The sequence below is a fragment of the Streptomyces sp. N35 genome (assembly GCF_016464295.1).
Lineage (GTDB): Bacteria > Actinomycetota > Actinomycetes > Streptomycetales > Streptomycetaceae > Streptomyces.
Map to the genome: position 1 here is coordinate 1 of NZ_JAEIMH010000118.1, position 21768 is coordinate 21768.

A 21768-nucleotide genomic window follows, 5' to 3' on the forward strand; every position below is an offset into this window, starting at 1 on the left:
GGGTCACGGGACAAGCGTAGGGGAGGTGGGGGGTGGGTAGGCGAGTCGGTTTCGGATGGGGAGACGGGGGGTGGGTGGGGGGCGGGGGTGGGGGCTTTGGGGCGGGGGCTCGGGGGTTGTGTGGGGCGGGCGCGCTGGGGTTGTGTCGGGCGGAGCTGAGGGCTGCGGCGGGCGGAGCTGCGGGCTGGGGCTGGGCACGGGCGGCCTGGGTCCGCGTCCGGGTGGCGGTGACGTTCGCGTCGGTCTGGGGGCTGCGGGCGGTGGTCGGTCTGCGCCCTGAGTGCGGTGGTCGGTCTGCGCGCTGGGCGTGCCGCTCGTCGTTTGCGGCTCGTCGCCCACCGTCCCCCGCCCGCCGTCCCCCGTTCGTGATCCCTCCCTCGCCGCTCGCGCCGCTACCCGCCCCTCAGAAGCAAAGGCCCCCATGCCCATCCCGGATCCGCCTCGCCCCCGGATCTTGTCCGCCTGTCCGCCGGTCTGTTGGTCCGCCGAGGCCATCCTCGCCGCCCTGCCGGAACTCGCCCCGTACGCACAAGAGGCCACCGTCCTCTAGCCGCGGCGCGGGGTGGCCAGGACCGAGGGACAGTTCGGTCGGCGGTCCGATGCTGTGGCCCGCGAACGAGCCCTGGACGGTCTGCACGATCCCCGACGATCTGGAGCTCTCGGGGCAACCGTCGGTGGCGATGATGCCGGTGTGCGCGGCGGACGCGGCGGGCCCGTGGGACCCGAGGCGCCGACCTGCTCCAGGCCCTGTGGTGCCCCAACGTCCACTGGAACCCTCCGCACGAGCAGGCCGACGTCAGCCCGGTCGTGACGCTTCGAGGGCGGCGCCTGGACGAACTCAAGGAAGCGCGTGTGGTGGAGCTGCCGATCCCCGTACGACATGAGGAGTACGGCTTCCTCCCGGAGCCCTGCACGCTGCGGGCCGAACCGCTCGCGGGCTTCCCGCGCCGTGAAGCACTGTCGCTCCAACACCAGCCGGAATTCAAGGAGTTGGTGGAGAGGACTGGTGACGGGAAAGGCGATCGGATCACCCGGGCCGCTGACTGGAAACTCAGCGGCTGGGCCACATAGCACCTCACCGCTCCGTACGACTTCCCGCGCACGGCGCGCGGCACCTCGCTCACCCTCCTGTCCACGGCGGCGAGCGACGACCTGACGACCCGGGTGATCGTGGGCCGCGACGCATCCGTTCCACGTGCACTGATCGCCGGGCCAGGCGGCGCCCGGCCAGCCGACCTGGACCTACGAAATCCTGGTGGGTCGCGGCTCACGCCTTGAGGCGGACCGGCGTGACCGTGCGCAGGAACGGCACGATCGTAAACGCGGCGGCGAACGCCGCCCGCAGACCGGCCAGTTCCGAGAAGGGCTGGCCGACAGCCTCGCCACGGTCGGGCTCGCAAGGACGGAGGACGGGAAGAAGGCGCCCTCGCTCGAAAACTCGCAAGATCGTTTATCCGTCGGTGGTCTGGTGACCGACCAGGGAAGGAGTGGCCCTGAACCCGCCCATGTCGTTGCTTCCGACACCAACATCCCGGATACCTACCCAAGTTGTAGCTATCAGCCCTAGCATCGTGCGAGCCGACGCGTGTTGGATCCTCTGGCAAGACATGCACACTCGGGAGAACGTCGTCCAGCGGTTGGGAGTGTCGGATGAACCCCCTCATCAAGGGACTGTTTAAGAAGTTTCGCGAGGAGGAGGAGCTACTCGAAATCAACGATGCTGACGCGTTCGAACTTTTTGCAGCAAGCCTCATCCTTCCCGAGGACCTTATCGCACAGGTCCAAAAGTCCGACTTGCTCCTTGATCACGGCGCGATCGGCGTCGATGTTATTGCATTGGATGTGAATGGGCAGCTGGCTTGGGACGCTGACGACGTCCGTGAGATCTGCGAGAGCGCCGCCAAGGTCGAGGTGAGCCTGCACTTCATTCAGGCAAAGCAATCCGCCTCCGTTTCCAGTCCAGATATTCTCAGCTTTGGCGACACTGTTCGAAAATTCCTCCAGGGCGAGGGGTTCTCTTCCTACCCTCGCATGGATGCTCTGGCGAAGGCTCTTGGCGCGGTATTCGAGAATTACGCGGGCCGCCTCAAGGAGTCACCCTCTATCTATTTACACTTCACCACTACGGCGCCGAAGCAGGCAATTGCGGCAGATCCCGTGAAAGAACGGACTACAACCGCGAGCGAACACATCGAGAATCTTGGCTTCCTAGGCAATGTGTCCGTCACTGTTCTTGGCGCGGATGATATCCATGACGCGTGGGTCAGGAAGAACCATGCCAACGAGGTGGAGATCCAGTTCGAGAAGCAGGTGAACCTTCCGAAGATGCCAGGCGTTGACCAGGCAATCCTGGGCGTCGTTTCTGTGGCGGAACTGCTCAAGCTGATCGAGTCTGGCGATGCAAAGATGCTCGATGAGCGCGTCTTCTATGACAACGTGCGAGGCTTTAAAGGGGAAGATAATTCAGTTAACAGGCAGATTATGGACACCCTTGATTCCCCGGAGAGGAATCTCCTGCCCGTTCTAAATAATGGGGTCACCGTCGTTGCTGCATCGTACTCGCCCAAGCCGGGAGATGCGGTCGCCGTGTCTGGCTACCAGATCGTGAATGGCTGCCAGACCAGTCACTGCCTTTACCTTTCCAAAGAATCACTCGGAGAGGCGATCTCTGAAGTCTACGTGCCGATCCGATTGGTCGTAACTGGAGATGAAGAAGTAGCGACACAGATCATTCGGGCAACGAACTCTCAAACTGCCGTGCAGGAGAATGACCTGGTGGCACTGAGTAAGTTTCAGAAGAGGCTAGAAGACTTCTACAGGCTCGATGCGCCGGATATCAAGTTGACATACGAGCGCCGTTCAGGGCAGTTCTACAACAAGGAAGTGACTAAGAACCGGATTGTTACGATCAGCGATCAGATGCGGGCGGTATCGGCTATGTTCCTCGACGCCCCGCACGTGGCTGCTCGATATGCGAGTCGACTCTACGCCGATATCGGTGCCGCGATCTTTCGAGAAGATCACAAGCTCCTCCCGTACATGGCGAGTGCATTCGCTGCCTATCGGCTAGAAAATGCCTTCCGGTCGGGCGGGCTTGAGGCCACTTACAAGCCGGCTCGATACCACATTCTTATGGCCTTTAAGTATCGCGTACTGGGAGGGCAGTCAGCCTCTCTCGAAAAGAATAGGTCTGAAGAGCAGAGCGAGCGGATTATCGACGCCCTAAAGCAGCCTGACCTGATTTCGACATTCCGGGAACTTGCTCAGTCTGTCATCGCGGCCGGTGGGGGGCAGATGCCTTCGCGAGATCGTCTTAAGCGGCAGCAGTTCACTCAGGAGCTGGTCACTCAGCTAATGAAGCCAGAGGCTTAGTAGACCTGTCGTAGACCACGAAGGTCGTCGTAGCGGCTTTAGGGTGGCGCTGCTTTGGCGGGAGTGATCATGGCCCGTAAGCTTCCAGCGCGTCGGGCAGTCTGTGGACCTGCCCGGTAAAGCACGACGTTGGGGCCATGATCTTCGAGGCTCGCGCCAAAGTGGCTCCGTAAAGTCGTGGAGCCGACCGCCCCGGCCACAGTGGGTTTCCGTCGTCTGTCCGCTGCACGTAGCGCGTCGCCAGCGCGGCCAGCCGGTGGCGGAGACATAGAGGCGGGCCGCGCGGCAAGGCGGCGCGCGCCCGCGCCGTGCGCGGGCTCTTGATGATGTAGGGAAACTTTGTCCGCGCGTAGCCATCCCGCCGGAGGCTGGCGCGCCAGGTTCGCCGTGTGATCGCCTTAGGGCGCCTGACAAAGGGGGTTGAGAGTGATCACGTGTCGTGACTGCGGCGTGGGGGCCGTCGCAGCCTTCCGGCTGATCAACGATGGGCGCAGGCTGTGGGTCTGCCATGAGTGCGACGCTGTGTGGCTCGGTGATGCAACACCCATTGGCTCATCGGACGGTACGCTCTATCAGTACGTCGAGCCTTATGACGGTCCGGGAACACCCACGGACTGGGAGCAAATAGAGCCGGTCGCAGGCTAGTTCGGCCGCACAGCAGCTTTATGCATCCGTGTGCTCCGGAAGTTGGCCGTGCTCGCCATGAAGTGGCCCCATGCGGCTCCGAACTACCGTGATTCGATCAGCGAGAGGCTGACCTCGGTGACGATGAGCATGCTCGGGGAGCGCGCCGGCCGCCCCTCGGATGAACTGCTGCGGCGTTCGCTGCGCAATCATGCCTTCGTGCTCCCGGGCCCGGAGGAGGCGGACCTGCCTACGGAGGTCGCGAACACGCTCCACTGGGTGGGCAAGGCCTCGCGGCTGCTCTCCGATCTCGCTGAGCCTGCGGTCGGGCGCATGGTGCTCGACTCCCTGAAGCTGCGGCTCGACGGGACCGCTGCCGCCGCTGAGACCGTGCAGCGCAAGCGACGGACGCTCGTCAATGCCGTTCACTACGCCGTAGATCTTGGGGAGTTCAAAGAGAACCTGATCACTGCCGTGCGCTGGAGGCGGCCGAAGGTCTCCAAGGATGTTGATTCGCGTGTAGTGGCAAACCCTGATCAGGTCCGCGCCCTGCTCCATGCGGTCTCGTACGTCGGCGGCTATGGACGCGCTCGCGGTTCCCCGCTCGCGTCCTGACCGTACGACCTGCGTCACTCTGCCCTGTCGACCTGGCTCAATGCCGGGGTGGACGCCACTGAGGTGGCACAGCGTCGAGGTCCTGCTGGGCAGTACGCGAAGTGCATCGACGGCCGTCAGGAGATTGCCAATCGCAAGATCGAGGAGCTGCTGCGCGAGTACGAATAACCCCGGCACTCCTGATGGCGCTGGAACCTCCGGGGAGGCGGCCCTACGACCTCAGCCGATCCATCTGCGGGTCGTAGCAAACGAGCCCCATGGACGCGGCAAGCTGAGCCGCGTACGCAGAAGCCTCGTCGGCCATGCTCTACCGCATCGGAAAGTAGACGAGCGGACCGCGCGCTTCGCCGATCAGTGGACTCGTGGACCAAGGCGAGGTGTCGTCCTCGTCTTCGGTCAAGTCGCACCACCTCTCCAGCAGCGCTGCAACGTAGGTCGCAATGCGCTCGGTCGGAGGCTGTTCGACGTCGGTGTCTATGTACTGGTCGTAGAGCTCGCTGAAGAGTCGGCCGGCGACAGCGTCATCAGTCGGGCGTTCGCCCTCCCAGACTGCAAGATCGTAGGACATGGCCGCAGACTGCCACAGGGCTCTGACACTCACCGACCTTGGTGATCACTCGCCTACTCGGCTGCCCCTGATTGCCCGCCGCATCCAGGGCTTCGAGTCTCCGTATCCGGTACTTGAACTGGGCCGATGCACTCAAGATCCTGTCCACAAATAGTCCACGGACTCCGTCATAGGGCCGCTCTTGGCGGCATAGAGCTGCACCTGGCTGCAAACAAAAGAAGACCCCGCCTTCAGCGTTTCCGCTGGTGACGGGGTCTTTAGGCACCTTCTGCAAGGTGCCCCCGGCAGGATTCGAACCTGCGCACACGGCTCCGGAGGCCGTTGCTCTATCCCCTGAGCTACGGGGGCGTGTCAGGCGCTGCTTGAGCGGTGACGGGTAGAACCCTACCAGCTCACCAGGGGTGCACCGGAACCGGATTTCGGGGGTGCTGCGGTGCGGGTTCGGGGTGGTCGACACCCGGGTTCGAGGTGCGTCCGGGCTGGGGGTCGAGGTGGGCCCGGGCTGGGGGTCGAGGTGGGCCCGGGCTGGGGGTCGAGGTGGGCCCGGGTTGGGTTCGAGGTGGGCCCGGGTTGGGTTCGAGGTGCGTCCGGGTTGGGGTTCGCGGTGAGCCCGGGGCGGGTGTGGAGTGCGCCGCGGCCTGGGTTGTGGATCGAGCCGGCTGGGCGTCCGCGTAAGCCCCGGCCAGGTTTGTAGGTGAGCCCGGGGCCGGGGTTCGGAGAGCACCGCGGTCAGGTTTGTGGGTGAGGCCAGGCCGGGGGTTCGGAAAACAGCCTGGTCAGGTTTCCGGGGCAGCCCGGGCCTAGGTAGGACCTGCCTGCCTACCCTCGCAAGCCCCCGGTCAGGTTTCCGGAGGCGAAAGGACCGGTCTCCCCCGAGCGCGCCGGGCCGGCTTGTCCGTGCTCGGCGGGCTGGACTTCCGTGCTCGGTGGGGGCGGATTACACCGTGCACGTGGGCCCGGGTCCCGCGTCCGGTGGACTGGTCACCCATGCGCCGTGCGGGGGGGGGCGGATCCCACCGTGCAAGAGCGCCCAGGTCCCGCGTCCGGTGGACTGATCGCCCATGCGCCGTGCGGGGGGGGATCCCATCGTGCAAGAGCGCCCGGGTCTCGCGCCCGGTGGACTGATCGCCCATGCGCCTCGCCCATGCGCCCCGGGAGGCGGATCCCACCCTGGAAGCGGGTCCAGGCCCCCAACCTCGATCGGCCAGGTGCGAGTGCGCCCGGGTCCCGTGCCCGATGGGCCCGGGCCCTGCCGTCAGCGGACCGCGCCCTCTCCCCAGCGGACCGCGCCCCCTCCCCACCAGCCCGCGCCCCCGCCCTCAGCAGCCCGCGCCCCCGTCCCCCACCACCCCGTATACGCGGAAGTAGCGAAAACCCGGACGCGGTGGGTGGGGCGGACCTACCCTCGATTTTGTGCCAGGGGCGTCCGGCCGGGTGCTTGTTGTGGACGACAACAAGGTGATCCGGCAGTTGATCAGGGTCAACCTCGAGCTGGAGGGCTTCGAGGTCGTGACCGCGGCTGATGGTGCCGAGGCGCTGGACATCGTGGGGCAGGTCAGGCCCGATTGCGTCACGTTGGATGTGGTGATGCCGCGGCTCGACGGGCTGCGGACGGCGGCGCGGTTGCGGAATGATCCGGGGACCCGTGAGCTGCCGCTCGTCATCGTGAGCGCGTGTACTCAGTACGAGGTGGAGAGCGGGCTCGAGGTCGGGGTCGACGCGTTCCTGGCCAAGCCCTTCGAGCCGGCGGAGCTGGTGGCGCTGGTCAGGCGGCTGGTCGAGCAGGGGCGCGGCCCCGACGCGGAAGCTTCGGCGGAGACGTCCGCGGCGGCCCAGGACACGAGGGCCAAGCCCAAGGAGCGCGCCGGGCGCGGTCGGCACTGAGCCCGGCCCACTGAGACATCCGCGGGGCTACCCACGCGCCGACGAGTACCCGTACGGATTCCCGGCACCGGCCCACACCGCGACCGTGGATGTATGACTTCTCAGACCGCCAAGACCGTCAACAGCGCCAATAGCGCTAACACCGTCAAGACCGCTGAGAGCGCCAAGACCGCTCAGGCTTCGCGCGTCACGCGTCCCGGGCCGATCGGCCGGGTCAAGTGGGCCGCGAACAGGGGCCTGTTGAAGACTGTCGGGCGCCTGAGCAAAGGCGTCAGGATCGGCTATCGGTACGGGTTCGACAGCGGGACCATGCTCGATTACGTCTACGTCAACAAGGCGCACGGTGCGGCGGGGATCGGGCTCGTCATCGACCGGATCTTCCTGAACGCCGTCGGGTGGCGGGCCATCCGGGCGCGCAGGGCGCTGCTGCTCGCGACGCTGGACGAGGAGATTCTCGCGCGGGGCGGACGGGGCGGGAGTGTGTTCGTACTCGATGTGGCCGGCGGACCCGGACGGTATCTGCAGCAGCTGATCGCCGGGCATCCCGAGGGCCGGGTGCGGGTCGAGTGCCGGGATCTGGCGGAGGCCGGGCTGCGGCAGGGGGAACTGCTCGCCCGGGCACGGGGGTTGAGTGCGGAGGCGATCTCGTACGAGGTGGGGGACGCGCTGGATCCGAAGCCGCCGTCGTCCGGGGCGCCCGATGTGATCGTGGTGTCCGGGCTGTACGAGCTGCTGCTCGACGACCGGCAGATCAGGGCTTCCGTGGAACGGCTGCGAGGGCTGCTCGCGCCCGGCGGCTCGCTGGTGTTCACCACACAGACGCGGCATCCGCAGCTCGACTTCATCGCTCACGTACTGCCCAATCGGGACGGGGAGTTGTGGGAGATGGAGTGCCGCAGCGTGGCGGAGGCGGAGCGGTGGGCGCGTGACGCCGGGTTCAGTGAAGTGGAGAGTGCGATGGAGGCCGTGGGGTTGTTCGCGGTGACCGTCGCGCGCGGGTGAGAGGGCGAGGAGGCGAGACGCGCGGAGGTGGGATGCGAGAGGCGTGGAGGTGAGGGACGCTCCGCGCCGCGGCTGAGATTCAGGCGGACTTCTTCCTCGAACCCGCGGTGCTCTTCGCCCCCGCGGTGCTCTTCGATGCCGAGTGCTTCGATGCCGAACTCTTCGTCGTCGCCGTCGTCTTCTTCGCCGCCGTCTTGGCCGTGGACTTCTTCGCCGTGGACTTGGTGACCGTCGATTTCGTCGCTGTCGATTTCGTCGCCGTCGTCTTCTTCCCCGCCGTCTTTTTCGCCGTGGAAGCCGTCGACTTCTTGCCCCCGACCTCCTTCGGCGCCGCCGCGGCCGACTTCTTGCGCGACTTCAGCGGGGTCACCGCGGCCACCTCACCGTCAGCGTCCGTCCCCTCGCCGCGCGCCTCCTTGGCCGCCCGGACACTGCTCTCCAGGGCCGCCATCAGGTCGATCACCTTGCCGCCGCCCGCGGGCTCCGCGGGTGCCTGGGCCACGGCCTGGCCGCCGCCCGTCTTCGCGGCGATCATCTCCTCGACCGCGATGCGGTAGTCGTCGTGGAGGGTTTCGATGTCGACCTCGCCGAGCGTCTCCATCAGGGCGTCCGCGAGGTCCAACTCGGCGTCGCGGACCGTGACATGGGTGTCGGGGGCGACCTCGTCCGCGGCCCGGATCTCGTCGGGCCAGAGCAGGCCGTGCATCGCGATCGCGTTGTCGACGACGCGGAGCATGCCGAGGCGTTCGCGGCCGCGGAGGGCGAATTTGGCGATCGCGACCTTCTGGCTTCGCTTCAGGGCCTCGCGGAGAAGGGTGTACGGCTTGGCCGCCGGGACCCCGTTGGCCGCCAGGTAGTAAGCCGTGTCCATCTGGAGCGGGTCGATCCGTTCGGCCGGGACGAAGGCGACGATCTCGATGGTCTTGGCCGTGGGGATCGGGAGCGACGCCAGGTCCTCGTCCGTGATCGGGATGATCGAGCCGTCGGCGTCCTCGTACCCCTTGCCGATCTCCTGGGACGTGACCTCCTTCTCCTCCAGCTCGCACACCTTGCGGTAGCGGATCCGGCCGCCGTCGGCGGTGTGGATCTGGCGGAAGGAGACGTTGTGGTTCTCGGTGGCGTTGACCAGCTTGATCGGGATGCTGACCAGGCCGAAGGAGATGGCACCGTTCCATATGGATCGCACGTTTCGCCCCTTCCGCGGGGATTCGGCAGGTTCATACGGTCTTACGTGGGATTCTTATCGTATGACGCCGATCACAGAGGTGGAGGGGCGGCGCCTTGCGCTCTCGAATCTGGAGAAGGTGCTCTACCCCGCGCACGGCTTCACCAAGGGCGAGGTCCTTCACTACTACGCCGTGACGGCCGGATCGCTGCTCGCGCACCTGTACAACCGGCCGGTCTCCTTTCTGCGGTTTCCGGACGGGCCCGATGGCCAGCGGTTTTTCGCGAAGAACGTGCCGCCGGGGACTCCGTCGTGGGTGCGGACGGCCGACGTGCCGCGTCGCTCCGAAGGCCGTACCGCCAAACAGGTTGTCGTCCAGGACATGGCCACCCTGATGTGGGCCGCGAATCTGGTCACCGAATTCCATACGCCCCAGTGGCAGGCGGACGCTCCCGGCATGGCGGACCGGATGGTGTTCGACCTCGACCCCGGGGAGCCGGCCACGATCGTCGAGTGCTGTGAGGTCGCGCTCTGGCTGCGGGAGCGGCTCGAGGCGGACGGGCTCCACGTGTACGCCAAGACCTCCGGGTCCAAGGGGCTGCATGTGCTCGTACCGCTGCAGCCGACGCCGTCCGAGAAGGTCTCCGCGTACGCGAAGGATCTTGCGGTCGAGGCCGAGCGCGAGCTGCCGGGACTGGCGCTGCACCGGATGACCAGGGCGCTGCGGCCCGGGAAGGTCTTCGTCGACTACAGCCAGAACGCGGCGGCGAAGACGACCGCGGCTCCCTATACGTTGCGGGCGCGGCCCCTGCCGACCGTGTCCGCGCCGGTCACCTGGGAGGAGGTCGAGGGGTGTGAGCACCCCGATGACCTGGTGTTTCTGGCGAACGACATTCCGCCGCGGCTACGGGAGCACGGGGATCTGCTCGGCCCGCTGATCAACCTCAACCGGGCCGGGAAGCTGCCCCGGGGGTTCCGGTGAGCGCGGGCGGGGGTTCCGGTGAGCGCGGGCATGGGGTTCCGGTGAAGCCGCCCGTGACGCTTGCGCCACCCCTGAAGGTGGCGCTGGCCGAGTCGGTGAGTGCGCTGCCCGAGGGCGCGAGCGGCTGGGCGTACGAGCCGAAGTTCGACGGGCACCGGATGGTGCTCTTCCACGCCGGCGGGCAGGTGCGGCTGCAGGCGCGGTCCGGGCGGATCGTCACCCGGTCCTTTCCCGACATCGCTCAGGCGGCGCGGGCGCTGCCCGAGGGGACCGTGATCGACGGCGAGGTCGTGGTCTGGACGGACGGGCGGGTGGACTTCACGGCCGTACAGGCCCGGGCGATGTCGACGCCCGCGCGGGCCGCGGAGCTCGCGCGGACGCTGCCGGCCTCGTATGCGGCCTTCGACCTCTTGGCTCTACGGGGTGAGGATCTGCGTCCGGCCCCGTACACCCGGCGGCGCGAGGAGCTCGTCGCGCTGCTCGCGCCGCTCGGGCCGCCGTTGCAGGCCGTGCCGATGACCACGGACCGTGAGCTGGCGCTGAGCTGGTACGAGGGGCTGCGGGACACCGGGATCGAGGGGCTTGTGGTCAAGCGGCTCGACCAGGGGTACCGGGCGGGGCGGCGGTCGTGGCTGAAGCTGCGGCACAGCGATACGCGGGACGCGGTGGTGGTCGGGTTCACCGGGCCGCCCGCGCGGCCGCAGGCGCTGGTGCTCGTGCTGCCGGACGACGATGAGCCGGTGCTCTCGAGTCCGCTGTCGCCCGGGGTGCGGGCCGAGGCGGCCGGGCTGTTGCCGCCCGCTCAGGGCACGGGTGAGCTCAATGCGGTGGGGCTCGGGGACGTGACGTATCGGAGCGTGGTTGGTGGGCCGGTGGTGGAGGTGCGGCAGCAGGTCACGCGGCATCAGACGGTGGCGGTCGTTCGGTTCCGATGAGGCCGGCGGCGGTCGTTCGGTTCCGGTGAGCTCGGCGGCGGTCGTTCAGTCCCCGTGAACTCGGCGGCGGTCGTTCGGTCCCCCGTTAGCTCGGCGGCGGTCGTTCGCTTCCGGTGAGGCTTGTGGCGGTCGTTCGGTTCCGGTGAGCTCGGCGGCCGGTTAACCGGGCGGTCAGGTACGCAGCCAAGTCCGCCGGTCCCGCGCCTGTGCGTACAGCGTCTCGATGTCCGTCGGTTTGTAGACACCGCCGAGGGTGGCGAAGGCGGTGAGGTCCGTGTCCTCGACGACGCGGGCCTCCCGGAGCGGACCGCGCAGGTCGACCGCCGTCGCCGCGACCACCGCGAGGACCGGGCGGACCTCCGTGGTCAGGGCCAGGCAGGCGCGGTCGGCCTGGTGGCGCAGGCGGCCCAGGAGCGGTTCCGCCGGGGCGCGGCCCACCGTGACCTCAGGGTCCGTGACGCGGACGCGGTGCTTGGCGGCGTGCAGGGCGTGCAGCGCGAAGACGCCGCCCGGGCCGATCAGGAGATGGTGCAGAAGGCTGCCGCCCGGGAGCGGCAAGCAGTGCAGGACGCGCCAGCCCGCCGGTTCCAGGCGGTCCAGGGTCTCGCCTACCGCCTGCTGTGCGAGCAGGTCGCGCCGGCGCTGGTCCGAGCGCAGCCGGCGGACCGGGGTCGGATCGCGGTCCAGGGCGATCAGGAGCGCTTCGCCGGGGCGGTTGGGGGCCAGGTCGTCGTCGGGATGCAGGGCGAGGCGGGCGAGTTCGGCGCTGGTCGGCACCGGCGGGGCGCCCACCGTGACCGGGCCGGTCAGATAGGGCCCGAGGGCCCGGAGCACCTCTTGCCTGCGTTCGTCCCTGAGGAGATTGACCCGGCCGGCCTCGCGGTCGTACCAGGCGATGTTCCTGCCGTCCGGGAGGAGTACGTAGTAACGCTCGTGTCCATGTCGCCATGTGGGTACGACCCGCAAGTCGGTCATGCCGCATCACCCCACGACCATGGGAACAGCTCGGCCCGGTCCGGGCAATAACCCGGTCGGGCCCGGACCCGTTCGAAAGTACCTACGCTGGTGGGGACTTGAGGGGGTTTGCCGAATGCCCACGAAGCTCTCGTTCTCGGAGGTGCCCTCGCCGGGCCGTCGCTGGGACGAGGTCGCGCCCGGGCTTTCCATGGACGGACATGAGATGCGGGAGCAGGACGGGCCGGTCGAATCCGTCGTGGTGGGCGCGGAGTTCGAGGTCGTCTGCAGTCTTCATACGGTCCCGGGCCACGGCCCCTCCCCTGGCATCGAGCATCACGTCCTGGACATCCCGGACGCCGCGCTGAGCGAGGAGCAGCTGGCCGAGGTGCGCCGGATGGTGTGGCTCGCGCATGTCTCGCTGTCGGCCGGGCGTTCCGTCCTCGTGCGCTGCTACAGCGGGTACAACCGGTCCGGCCTGGTGGTCGCCGGGGTCCTGATGCTCGGCGGATACGGGGCACAGGACGCGATCGCGCGGATACGGGAGCGCCGGTCGCCGTACGCCCTGCACAACTCGCTCTTCGTGCACTACCTGGTCAACGGGATGCTCAGCGAGTGAGGCCTCGGCCCCGCTCACAGCGGGGCCCGTCGCCGATTGAAGGCTGAACGCTGAAGGCCGCCGGTTGAAGGCTGAATAAGTAACGGCTCCGTCCGGACAGCTATGGGCCGCCGTTACACAGCTGCCGAATTGCCGCAATGGCGGACACATACCTTCGAATACGTCAGCCCGTCCGATGGCCTCAGCAGCCCGCGTCGTAAGGACCCCTCGTGAGCACTTCCCGTCGCACTCTCGTCCGCACGCTCGCCGTCTCCGTTCTCACGGGCGGCGCGCTGCTGATGCCGGCCGCCGCCTCCTTCGCGGCCTCGCCGGCCTCGGACCTGTCCACGCACGCCGAATCCCCGGCCCTGCTCGCCGCGGGCGGCGGTGTCGCGGCGGCCGGCGCCGCGGGCCTCGGCTTCGCGATGCTGCGCCGCGGCCGCACCGACGGCCGCGACCGCACCGAGAGCTGACCCCACCTGCCCCCGATCTGCCCCCCACTGGAGCACCTCGTGACCACCCCCACCCTCCCCCGCCGCACCACCCGCATAGCCGCCGCGTCCGTCCTGACCGTCTCGCTCGGCGCCGGCCTCATGGCCTGCGGCCAGGGCGCGCAGCCCGGCCCGGACGTGAAGGTCAGCAACACCGCGACCACCCAGGCCGCACAGGCCCCGCAGCCGCTGAAGCAGTCCAAGCCGATCGGTCTGCGGATCCCCTCGGCCGGCGTCGACGCCACGTCGATGCTCGATCTGACCACGGACGCGACCGGCGAGCTGAAGGTGCCGCCGGCCGACAAGGCGGAGCTGCCGGGCTGGTGGCAGGACGGGCCGACGCCCGGCGAGAAGGGCGCGGCCGTCCTGGTCGCGCACTACGACACCGCCAAGGGGCCGGCGCTGATGAAGAACGTCAAGGACATGAAGGTCGGCGACGCCGTCGACGTCCCCCGCGCGGACGGCACCACGGCGCACTTCAAGGTCCGCGAGATCGAGCAGGTGAACAAGAGCGACTTCCCCACCAATAAGGTGTACGGGGAGACGGACCGTGCCGAGCTGCGGCTCCTCACCTGTGGCGGCGGCCTGAAGGACGGCCACCGCACGGACAACATCATTCTCTACGCCGACCTGGTGCAGTAGCAGCGTCCGACGGCCAGGTGCGGTGACCGCCGACCCGGAGTGCCGATGTGAAGCCCCGTTCCGCCGCTCTCGTGCTGCCCGCCGTCGCCCTGCTCGCCGCGACCGCGGTGGGCTGCGGCAGCGCGGGCGGGCTCAAGAGCGCGGGCGCGACCCCGAGCGCGGTGGGTCCGGCGCGGCTGTGGCCCGAGCTGCCGCCCGCGCGGAGCGATACCCAGGACGATCTCGGGGACGTCAAGCCCGAGGTCGTACCGGGAATCAAGGTGCCCGACGGCGATCTGCACCGGGTGAACGCGCTCGCCGTGGTGCAGGCGGAGGTGCGGGCCCACCCGGACGAGGCGACCGGGCAGGACGCCATGCCCGCCGAGATCCGTACGAAGATCCTCGACTGCGAGGGGAAGGCCGGGGACAAGGGCTGCCCGGTGATGACCGCGTACTACCGGGACCTGACCGGCAGCGGGAAGGACGAGCTGATCGTCGGGATCGATCTGGGCGACCGGGACGCGTACGGGATCGGCATCCGCGCGTACACGCAGGACGAAGGCCGTCTCGTACGGATCATGTCGACCACCCAGCCGGTGATCAGCGCGGAGCTGGCCGGACGGGATCTGATCCTGCGCTCGCCGGCCCAGTTCGCCGGGTACGAGTTCCGGGATGTGTGGTCCTGGGACGGGTCGGCGCGGTCGATGCTCCCGAAGCGGATGGAGATCGTGAAGGCGCCCGGGGCGAGCCCACGGGCCGGGCTCTCCGAGACCCCGCCCTCCGCGGCGCCCTCCCCCTCCGCGGCGGCCACCCCGTGAAGCCCCGCCTCCCCTCCTGGACCGCGTCCCTGACCTGGAAGGCCGCGGTCTTCATCACGGTCATGTGCTGTGCGCTGGCCGCGATGCTCGGCGCCTTCGTGCATGTCGCGGTCACCGGCCAGACGGTCGGCAACGCGCGCGAGAAGGCGCTCACCAAGCTGCAGGACGTCACCCGTTTGTACGAAGCGGGCGACCGGCTTCCGCCCGACTCGGGGATCGATCTCGCGGACCTGCCCGGCTCGCTGCGCGACCTCGCCCTGGAGGGCAGGCGCGGCACCATGGTCGCCGAGTACGACGGGCGGCCCCTCATGTGGGCGGCGGGTCCGGCGGACGACGGCCAGGTCGTGGCCGCGGGCATCGACTACTCGCAGGGCGCGCGGACCATCGAGGGCCTGGACCGGGCGATCGCCGTCTCCTCGGTCCTGGCGATCGGGGCGACGCTCCTGGTGGGCGCGTTCGGTGTGACCCGCGTGACGCGGCGGCTGCATCAGACGGCCACGGTCGCGCGCCGGATCAGCGCCGGCGATCTGGACGCGCGGGTCAACGACCCCCGTACGAAGGATCCCGACCGCGCCCCGGACGAAGTGGCCACCGTGGCGGGGGCGTTGGACACCATGGCCGCCTCGCTGCAGGGCAAGCTGGAGAGCGAGCAGCGGTTCACCGCCGATGTCGCGCACGAGCTGCGCACCCCGCTGACCGGGCTGCACGCGGCGGCCGAACTGCTGCCGCCGGGGCGTCCCGCCGAGATGGTGCGCGAGCGGGTGCAGACGATGCGGACGCTCACCGAGGACCTCCTGGAGATCTCGCGCCTTGATTCACGGCGCGAGGAAGTCGACCTGGACAGCCACGAGTTGGGCCCCCTGGTGGAGCGGGCCGCGCAGGGTACGGACACGCGGGTCGAGGTCGTACGGAACGTGCGGATCGAAACCGACCGGCGGCGCCTGGAGCGGGTCCTCGGCAATCTGATCGCCAACGCCCATAAGCACGGCCGCCCTCCGGTCCTCGTGACCGTCGACGGCCCGGTGGTCTCCGTACGGGACCACGGCGACGGCTACCCGGACTATCTGGTGGAGCACGGGCCGCAGCGGTTCCGTACCGAGGGCGGCGCGAAGGGACATGGGCTCGGCCTGACCATCGCGGTGGGCCAGGCGCGGGTCCTGGGTGCGCAGTTGAGGTTCACGAACGATCCGGACGGTGGGGCGGTGGCACGGCTGACGCTGCCGTACGACGCGGGCGAAGGGGCCCAGGGCCCCAGGCGCGGAGACGCCTGAGTCCGCTTCACAGCGAGCCCCGAGCCCGCCTCGCAGCGAGCCCTGAGTCCGTTTTGCGTACTCCCGGGTCCGCTCCTAGCGTGATCACACCGGTTCGCCCCTTCGAGGAGGCCCTCATGTCGCTCCGGTCCACCGCCCTTCGTGTGGGCATATCCGTCTCGCTCGGCGCGCTCTGCGTGGCCGGGGCCGCGGTCCCTTCGTCCGCACAGCCGCAGACCACTCTCCGGGCGGCGCCCGGAGACCCCGGCACCAACCCGCCGCCGAGCTACACGGGCCGGATCAGCGCCCGCAACGGGCTGATCCTGCGCGACTCCCCGACCCGCGGCAGCCGGATCGTCCGCACCGAGCCGTACGGCGCGATCGTGCACATCTTCTGCAAGACGCGCGGCGAGAACGTCCAGGGCAACGACCGCTGGTACCAGCTCACCGACGGGACCTGGGCCTGGGGTGCGGCGTACTACATCGACAACATCGGGCCCGCGCCGCGCTGGTGCTGAAGGTCCGGCCTCGCCGGTGCTGAAGGTCCGGCCTCGCCGGTGCCGAGAGCCGTCCGACCGCTCGGCCCACTCATCCCGCCGCCGCTCGGCCACTCATCCTCGTACGACAAAAACGTCCCGATATAGCGGGACATCACCCCCACCCATTGCTACCGTCCGCGCATGACCGGATCGACGGCTGACTTCCAGGACCTGGCGGAGCTCACCAACCCGCAGGACGCCGCCGTCACCGGGGCCGGACCGATGCGGCGGCGCGGGGTGGAACTGGCGCTGCTCGTCCTCGCCGTGGGCCTCAGCGTCTGCGGTTACGTCTCCGTCGGCCTCGCCCGGCACGGTGTGGTCCCGCCGGGCGCGGCCGGTTACGGAGCCGGGCTCGGCGTGCTCGCGCTGCTCGCGCATATCGCGGTACGGCTGCGCGCGCCGTACGCCGATCCGCTGCTGCTTCCGACCGCCGTGCTGCTCAACGGGCTCGGACTCGTGCTGATCTACCGCCTCGACCAGGAGACCCCGCACGACCAGGCCGCGCTGGCCCAACTGGTGTGGTCCACGGTCGGGGTGGGGCTCTTCATCGTGGTCGCGCTCGCGCTCAAGGACCACCGGGACCTGCAGCGTTACGCGTATCTCTCGGGCCTTGCCGCCCTCGCGCTGCTCGCGGTGCCGATCTTCTTCCCGCCGGTGAACGGGGCACGGCTCTGGGTGCGGATCGCCGGTCTGTCGCTGCAGCCGGGCGAGTTCGCGAAGGTGCTGCTCGCGGTGTTCTTCGCGGCGTATCTGGCGGCGAACCGCAGCGCGCTCGCGTACGCGGGCCGGCGGGTGCTGTGGATGCGGCTGCCGACGGGGCGGGTGCTCGGTCCTGTCGTGGCGATCTGGCTGGTAAGCGTCGCGGTGCTCGTGGTGGAACGGGACCTGGGCACGTCGCTGCTCTTCTTCGGTCTCTTCGTGATCCTGCTGTTCGTGGCCACGGGCCGCAAGGGATGGCTCGCGGTCGGGCTGCTGCTCGGGGGCGCGGGGGCGTACGCGGCCGCGCGATTCGAACCCCATGTGCACACCCGCGTGTCCGACTGGCTGCATCCGCTGGCCTCCATCGAGGCGGGCGAGGGGCCCAACCAACTCGCCCAGTCCCTCTTCGCGTTCGCGGCCGGCGGGATGCTCGGCACCGGGCTCGGCAAGGGCGAGTCGATCCTGATCGGCTTCGCGGCCAAGTCCGACTTCATCCTGGCGACGGCCGGCGAGGAGCTGGGGCTGGTGGGCCTTTCCGCCGTCTTCGTTCTGTACGGGGTGCTGGTGGCGCGCGGTTACCGGGCGGGGCTCGCGCTGCGGGACGCGTTCGGGCGGCTGCTCGCGGTGGGGCTCGCGTCGATCCTCGCGCTCCAGGTGTTCGTGATCGCGGGCGGGGTGATGGGGCTGATCCCGCTGACCGGTATGGCGATGCCCTTTCTCGCGCAGGGCGGTTCGTCCGTGGTGACCAACTGGATCATGGTGGCGCTCCTGATCCGGCTGAGCGATTCGGCGCGCAGACGCCCTGAGGAGGGATCGGAGTGAGCCGCCAGGTCCGTCGGGAGGGATCCGAGTGACCCGCCAGATCCGTCGGGAGGGATCCGAGTGACCCGCCAGATCCGCTGGGCGGCGGCCTTCTGCCTGCTGCTCACGGCGCTGCTGCTGCTGAACGCGGCGCGTATCCAGCTCGTCCAGTCGGCGACGTACGACGACAATCCGGCCAACCGCCGTCAGGCCATCGCGCGTTACAGCCAGCCGCGCGGCGACATCTATGTCGACGGGCGGCCGGTCACCGGGTCCAAGGACACGGGCGAGCAGCTCCGCTATGAACGCACGTACAAGAACGGTCCGTTGTACGCGCCGGTGACCGGCTACGCCTCGCAGGTGTACGGATCGACCTTCCTGGAGGACTCCGAGGACCGCGTCCTCGCCGGCACCTCGCCCCTGCTCGCGCCGCTTCCGCTGTGGGGGGACCTCACCCGGGAGCTGCAGCCGGGCGGGCGGGTGCACACCACGATCGTGCCCGCGATGCAGCGGGCGGCGTTCGACGGGCTCGGCGGCAGACAGGGGGCGGTCGCCGCGATCGAGCCGTCCACCGGCAAGATCCTGGCGCTGGTCTCGACTCCCTCGTACGATCCGGGACTTCTGTCGGGCAACGACGTGAGCGCCGCGAGGAACTGGTCCCGGCTGAACGCGGCCGCGAGCAAGCCGATGCTGAACCGGGCGATCCGGCAGACCTATCCGCCGGGTTCGGCGTTCAAGGTGGTGACGGCCGCCGCGGCCCTGGACGCGGGCGTGATCACGGATGTGGACGCGCCGACGGATTCGCCGGACCCCTATCGGCTGCCCGGCACGTCCACCTCGCTCGGCAACGAGGTCAAGGGCTGCGAGAACGCCTCCCTGCGCCATGCCTTCACCTGGTCCTGCAACACGGTCTTCGCCCGGCTCGGCGTCGATGTCGGGGTCGGGGCGATGGCGGGGACGGCTCAGCGCTTCGGCTTCAACACCCGAGGGCTGCGCATCCCTTCACCCGTGGCGACCAGCAACTTCGACACGTCGATGGACCAGCCGCAGCTGGCGCTGTCCTCGATCGGGCAGTACGACACCACGGCCACCCCGCTGCAGATGGCGATGGTCGCCTCGACGGTCGCGTCCGGCGGCGACCTCAAGGCCCCGTACCTGGTCGACCGTACGACGGACGCCTCCGGCGACACCGTCTCACTCCCCCAGCCGCGCTCGCTGCGGCAGACGTTCAACCCCGCGACGGCCTCGGTGCTGCGGGAGTTGATGGTCGAGGTCGTCGAGAAGGGCACGGGCCGCAACGCGGCCATCCCGGGCGCGGTGGTCGGCGGCAAGACGGGCACGGCCCAGCACGGCTTCGGCAACACGGGCCTCCCGTACGCCTGGTTCATCTCCTGGGCACAGCCCGCCGATTCCGCGACCCCGGCGGTGGCGGTCGCCGTGGTGGTGGAGGACGCTTCGGCGGTACGCGACGACATCAGCGGCGGCGGCATCGCGGCACCCATCGCCCGCGCGGTGATGGAGGCGGGGCTGGCGCGGGCGGGGCAGTCGGAGCCGGGTCAGCGGGAGTGGCCGGGGCGTCAGGAGTGGCCGGGCCAGCAGGAGGAGTGGCCGCAGCGGCAGGAAGGGTGGCCGGGGGCGCGGGGGCGGCGGTAGGGCGGCCGGCGGGCAGCCCGGCACCGGACCGCTCGGCACTGGACCGCCCGGCGCCGGGCCGCTCGGCACCGGACCGTCACGACACCGGACCGCCCGGCCCCGGACCCTCACGACACGAGGCCGCCCGGCAGCGGTTCGCGTCGTTCGAGCCAGGCGGCCGGGACCGCGTCGATGCCGGTGCGGGCGCCCACCACGCCCCCGGTGATCGCACAGGTCGTGTCGACGTCGCCGAAGCCTTCGGCCGTGGTCCACAGCGCGGACACCAGGTCGTCGGGGTGGCGGGCGGCGGACCAGAGCGCGAAGGGGACGGTGTCGTCGGCGCGTATGCGCTGTCCGTTGCCGAGGAGGTCGGCGGCTCGCCACGGTTCCGTCGTGAACGGCACGTCCACGGCCCGTTCGAGCCCGTCGCGCACCGGGCCCTCGGGGGTGGACCCGGCGATCGTACGGAGATCGAGCTCACCGCGTACGGACAGGGCGGCGGCCACCGCGACGGCCACGGCGCCCGCGCTGCCGTCGGGGTGGGCATGGGTGACCTGGGCGGACAACTCGGCCTGCTGAGCTACGCGTTGGAGGTCGTGCGCGAACCAGGCGCCGAGCGGGGCGACGCGCATGGCCGCACCGTTTCCGAGCGAGCCCTGCCCCTCGAACAGCTCACCGGCCAGCCCGCGCCACCTGGCCGGTTCGGGCAGCACCTGGGGCAGGAGCCGGTGCATCCCGTACCCGTAGCCGCGTGCCGGATCGGCGTCGTAGATCAGCGCGAAGGCCTCGGCGAGCTCCCGCTGGCGGATCTCCCCGTACTGGTCGAGGACGCGCTGGATACCGAGCGCCACGGCGGTGTCATCGGTCCAGTGCCAGTCCGGCTCCTCGGGCATCCGCCGGGCCCGTATCTGCTCGTAGGCGTCCTTGGGCTCCCGGAACAGCGGAAACCACCGCTCGCCGAACGCGTCCCCGAGCGCGAGGGCTTCGAGACTGCGGCGGGCGGCGGCGCGATGCGGTGCGGGCGCGTGCTCGGGCGTCGTCATGGGGCGATGATGCCCGGCGGGGGCCGCGGGCGGCATCGAGTTTTCCGCCCACTGCGACGCAGGCCCGTCCAGCTCTCCGCCCCTTGCAACGCGGGCCCGTTCAGCTCTCCGCCCCTTGCAACGCGGGCCCGTTCAGCTCTCCGCCCCCTGTGTGATCGCCTCGCCCACCTCCTCCACCCGGGCCGCCTCCTCGGCGGCGAAGCGTTCCGCGTCGAGTTTTTCGGCGATCTCCTCGTCCTGGGCCATGAGTTGGTCCAGGTTCTGGTTGCCCATCTCGAAGACGCCCATGTCGACGTATGCCGCCTGGAGGCGTTTGCCCCACAGGCCGATGTCGCGGACGCACGGGACGATGCGGGAGAAGAGCAACTGGCGGAACAGGGCGAGGAATTCGGACTGCTCGCTGTACTCCTCGGCCTCCGCCTTCGGGATGCCGAAGTTCTCCAGGACCTCCACGCCGCGCAGCCGGTCGCGCATCAAGTAGCAGCCCTCGATGACGAATTCCTCGCGTTCGCGCAGCTCCGCGTCCGTGAGCTGCTTGTAGTAGTCGCGCAGAGCCATCCGCCCGAAGGCCACGTGACGGGCCTCGTCCTGCATGACGTACGCGAGGATCTGCTGCGGCAGCGGCTTGTCGGTCGTGTCGCGGATCATGCCGAAGGCGGCGAGCGCCAGGCCCTCGATCAGGACCTGCATGCCCAGATACGGCATGTCCCAGCGCGAGTCGCGCAGGGTGTCGCCGAGGAGGGACTGGAGGTTGTCGTTGATGGGGTAGGCCATGCCCACCTTGTCGTGCAGGAAGCGGCCGAAGATCTCGGCGTGCCGGGCCTCGTCCATGGTCTGCGTCGCCGAGTAGAACTTCGCGTCCAGGTCGGGGACGGATTCGACGATGCGGGCCGCACAGATCATCGCGCCCTGTTCCCCGTGCAGGAACTGGCTGAACTGCCAGGAGGCGAAGTGCTGGCGCAGTTCACCTTTGTCGCGTTCGGTCAGCTTCGCCCAGTGGCGGGTGCCGTACAGGGACAGGGATTCGTCCGGGGTGCCGAGCGGGTCGTACGGGTCCACCTCGATGTCCCAGTCGATGCGCTTGGCGCCGTCCCACTGCTTGTCCTTGCCCTTCTGGTAGAGCGCGAGCAGCCGTTCGCGGCCGTCGTCGTACTCCCAGTTGAAGCGGGCCGCAC

20 protein-coding genes and 1 tRNA gene are annotated in these 21768 nt (G+C 69.3%); 15 read left to right on the forward strand and 6 right to left on the reverse strand.

Annotation, left to right across the window (positions count from 1 at the left end; genetic code table 11):
• Positions 1-852: 852 nt before the first annotated feature.
• The 3 genes from JAO81_RS38205 (at position 853) to JAO81_RS38215 (ending at position 4611) form a co-directional block, all read left to right on the forward strand.
• Positions 853-1071, forward strand: a complete 219-nt coding sequence (locus JAO81_RS38205; protein WP_199552603.1) for a hypothetical protein — start codon at positions 853-855, stop codon at positions 1069-1071.
• A gap of 579 nt (positions 1072-1650) precedes the next feature.
• Positions 1651-3372, forward strand: a complete 1722-nt coding sequence (locus JAO81_RS38210; protein WP_199552604.1) for an AIPR family protein — start codon at positions 1651-1653, stop codon at positions 3370-3372.
• A gap of 693 nt (positions 3373-4065) precedes the next feature.
• Entirely contained in the window at positions 4066-4611 is a 546-nt protein-coding gene (locus JAO81_RS38215; protein WP_233416512.1) for a hypothetical protein, read from the forward strand.
• A 307-nt stretch (positions 4612-4918) separates the two neighbouring features.
• On the opposite strand, the gene JAO81_RS38220 is transcribed toward JAO81_RS38215, so the two are convergent.
• Positions 4919-5179: a hypothetical protein gene (locus JAO81_RS38220; protein WP_307814128.1), complete on the reverse strand. Its 261-nt coding sequence runs from the start codon at positions 5177-5179 to the stop codon at positions 4919-4921.
• 276 nt (positions 5180-5455) lie between these two features.
• Positions 5456-5527, reverse strand: a tRNA-Arg gene (locus tag JAO81_RS38225).
• 1065 nt (positions 5528-6592) lie between these two features.
• Between JAO81_RS38225 and JAO81_RS38230 the strand changes: the two genes are divergently transcribed.
• Positions 6593-7063, forward strand: a complete 471-nt coding sequence (locus tag JAO81_RS38230; protein ID WP_307814130.1) for a response regulator — start codon at positions 6593-6595, stop codon at positions 7061-7063.
• Positions 7064-7156: 93 nt separating this feature from the next.
• Entirely contained in the window at positions 7157-8065 is a 909-nt protein-coding gene (locus tag JAO81_RS38235) for a class I SAM-dependent methyltransferase family protein (protein WP_199552605.1), read from the forward strand.
• Positions 8066-8144: 79 nt separating this feature from the next.
• Here JAO81_RS38235 and JAO81_RS38240 read toward each other — a convergent pair whose 3' ends face one another.
• A complete protein-coding gene (locus JAO81_RS38240; protein ID WP_199552606.1) occupies positions 8145-9251 on the reverse strand; it encodes a Ku protein in 1107 nt (368 codons plus the stop codon).
• Between the two features lie 61 nt (positions 9252-9312).
• On the opposite strand from JAO81_RS38240, the gene ligD reads away from it, so the two are divergent.
• Both ligD and JAO81_RS38250 read left to right on the forward strand, forming a co-directional pair.
• Positions 9313-10212: a non-homologous end-joining DNA ligase gene (gene ligD / locus JAO81_RS38245; RefSeq protein WP_199552607.1), complete on the forward strand. Its 900-nt coding sequence runs from the start codon at positions 9313-9315 to the stop codon at positions 10210-10212.
• Between the two features lie 53 nt (positions 10213-10265).
• Positions 10266-11147, forward strand: coding sequence for an ATP-dependent DNA ligase (locus JAO81_RS38250; RefSeq protein ID WP_307814132.1), 882 nt, complete (start codon positions 10266-10268; stop codon positions 11145-11147).
• Positions 11148-11318: 171 nt separating this feature from the next.
• On the opposite strand, the gene JAO81_RS38255 is transcribed toward JAO81_RS38250, so the two are convergent.
• Complete coding sequence (locus JAO81_RS38255; RefSeq protein WP_199552608.1) at positions 11319-12122, reverse strand: nuclease-related domain-containing protein; 804 nt, start codon at positions 12120-12122, stop codon at positions 11319-11321.
• 115 nt (positions 12123-12237) lie between these two features.
• Here JAO81_RS38255 and JAO81_RS38260 point away from each other — a divergent pair, with 115 nt between their 5' ends.
• The 8 genes from JAO81_RS38260 (at position 12238) to JAO81_RS38295 (ending at position 19571) form a co-directional block, all read left to right on the forward strand.
• On the forward strand, positions 12238-12720 hold the full coding sequence (locus JAO81_RS38260) for a dual specificity protein phosphatase family protein (protein WP_199552609.1): 483 nt from the start codon (positions 12238-12240) through the stop codon (positions 12718-12720).
• 209 nt (positions 12721-12929) lie between these two features.
• Positions 12930-13172 (forward strand): hypothetical protein, encoded by a 243-nt coding sequence (locus tag JAO81_RS38265; protein WP_199552610.1) that lies wholly within the window; start codon positions 12930-12932, stop codon positions 13170-13172.
• Positions 13173-13211: 39 nt separating this feature from the next.
• Entirely contained in the window at positions 13212-13832 is a 621-nt protein-coding gene (locus tag JAO81_RS38270; protein ID WP_307814133.1) for a class F sortase, read from the forward strand.
• A 47-nt stretch (positions 13833-13879) separates the two neighbouring features.
• Positions 13880-14629, forward strand: a complete 750-nt coding sequence (locus JAO81_RS38275) for a hypothetical protein (RefSeq protein ID WP_199552611.1) — start codon at positions 13880-13882, stop codon at positions 14627-14629.
• Positions 14626-15900 carry a HAMP domain-containing sensor histidine kinase gene (locus JAO81_RS38280; protein WP_307814134.1) on the forward strand — a complete coding sequence of 425 codons (1275 nt, stop codon included), beginning with the start codon at positions 14626-14628 and terminating at the stop codon, positions 15898-15900. The genes JAO81_RS38275 and JAO81_RS38280 overlap by 4 nt, the downstream gene beginning before the upstream one ends.
• A gap of 116 nt (positions 15901-16016) precedes the next feature.
• Positions 16017-16397, forward strand: a complete 381-nt coding sequence (locus JAO81_RS38285; protein ID WP_199552612.1) for an SH3 domain-containing protein — start codon at positions 16017-16019, stop codon at positions 16395-16397.
• A 162-nt stretch (positions 16398-16559) separates the two neighbouring features.
• Positions 16560-17939, forward strand: a complete 1380-nt coding sequence (locus JAO81_RS38290; RefSeq protein WP_374194403.1) for an FtsW/RodA/SpoVE family cell cycle protein — start codon at positions 16560-16562, stop codon at positions 17937-17939.
• Positions 17940-17999: 60 nt separating this feature from the next.
• On the forward strand, positions 18000-19571 hold the full coding sequence (locus JAO81_RS38295; RefSeq protein ID WP_199552613.1) for a penicillin-binding transpeptidase domain-containing protein: 1572 nt from the start codon (positions 18000-18002) through the stop codon (positions 19569-19571).
• Positions 19572-19678: 107 nt separating this feature from the next.
• Here JAO81_RS38295 and JAO81_RS38300 read toward each other — a convergent pair whose 3' ends face one another.
• A complete protein-coding gene (locus JAO81_RS38300; RefSeq protein ID WP_199552614.1) occupies positions 19679-20593 on the reverse strand; it encodes an ADP-ribosylglycohydrolase family protein in 915 nt (304 codons plus the stop codon).
• 132 nt (positions 20594-20725) lie between these two features.
• Positions 20726-21768 (reverse strand): ferritin-like domain-containing protein (locus JAO81_RS38305; RefSeq protein WP_199552615.1); only part of this gene is annotated, 1043 nt, incomplete at its 5' end.

Bases quoted from the DNA above. Each gene is read 5' to 3' on its own strand.
- JAO81_RS38210 (WP_199552604.1), top strand. From the start codon at position 1,651: ATGAACCCCCTCATCAAGGGACTGTTTAAGAAGTTTCGCGAGGAGGAG.
- JAO81_RS38220 (WP_307814128.1), bottom strand. From the start codon at position 5,179: ATGTCCTACGATCTTGCAGTCTGGGAGGGCGAACGCCCGACTGATGAC.
- JAO81_RS38235 (WP_199552605.1), top strand. From the start codon at position 7,157: ATGACTTCTCAGACCGCCAAGACCGTCAACAGCGCCAATAGCGCTAAC.
- ligD (WP_199552607.1), top strand. From the start codon at position 9,313: ATGACGCCGATCACAGAGGTGGAGGGGCGGCGCCTTGCGCTCTCGAAT.
- JAO81_RS38255 (WP_199552608.1), bottom strand. From the start codon at position 12,122: ATGACCGACTTGCGGGTCGTACCCACATGGCGACATGGACACGAGCGT.
- JAO81_RS38260 (WP_199552609.1), top strand. From the start codon at position 12,238: ATGCCCACGAAGCTCTCGTTCTCGGAGGTGCCCTCGCCGGGCCGTCGC.
- JAO81_RS38285 (WP_199552612.1), top strand. From the start codon at position 16,017: ATGTCGCTCCGGTCCACCGCCCTTCGTGTGGGCATATCCGTCTCGCTC.
- JAO81_RS38290 (WP_374194403.1), top strand. From the start codon at position 16,560: ATGACCGGATCGACGGCTGACTTCCAGGACCTGGCGGAGCTCACCAAC.
- JAO81_RS38300 (WP_199552614.1), bottom strand. From the start codon at position 20,593: ATGACGACGCCCGAGCACGCGCCCGCACCGCATCGCGCCGCCGCCCGC.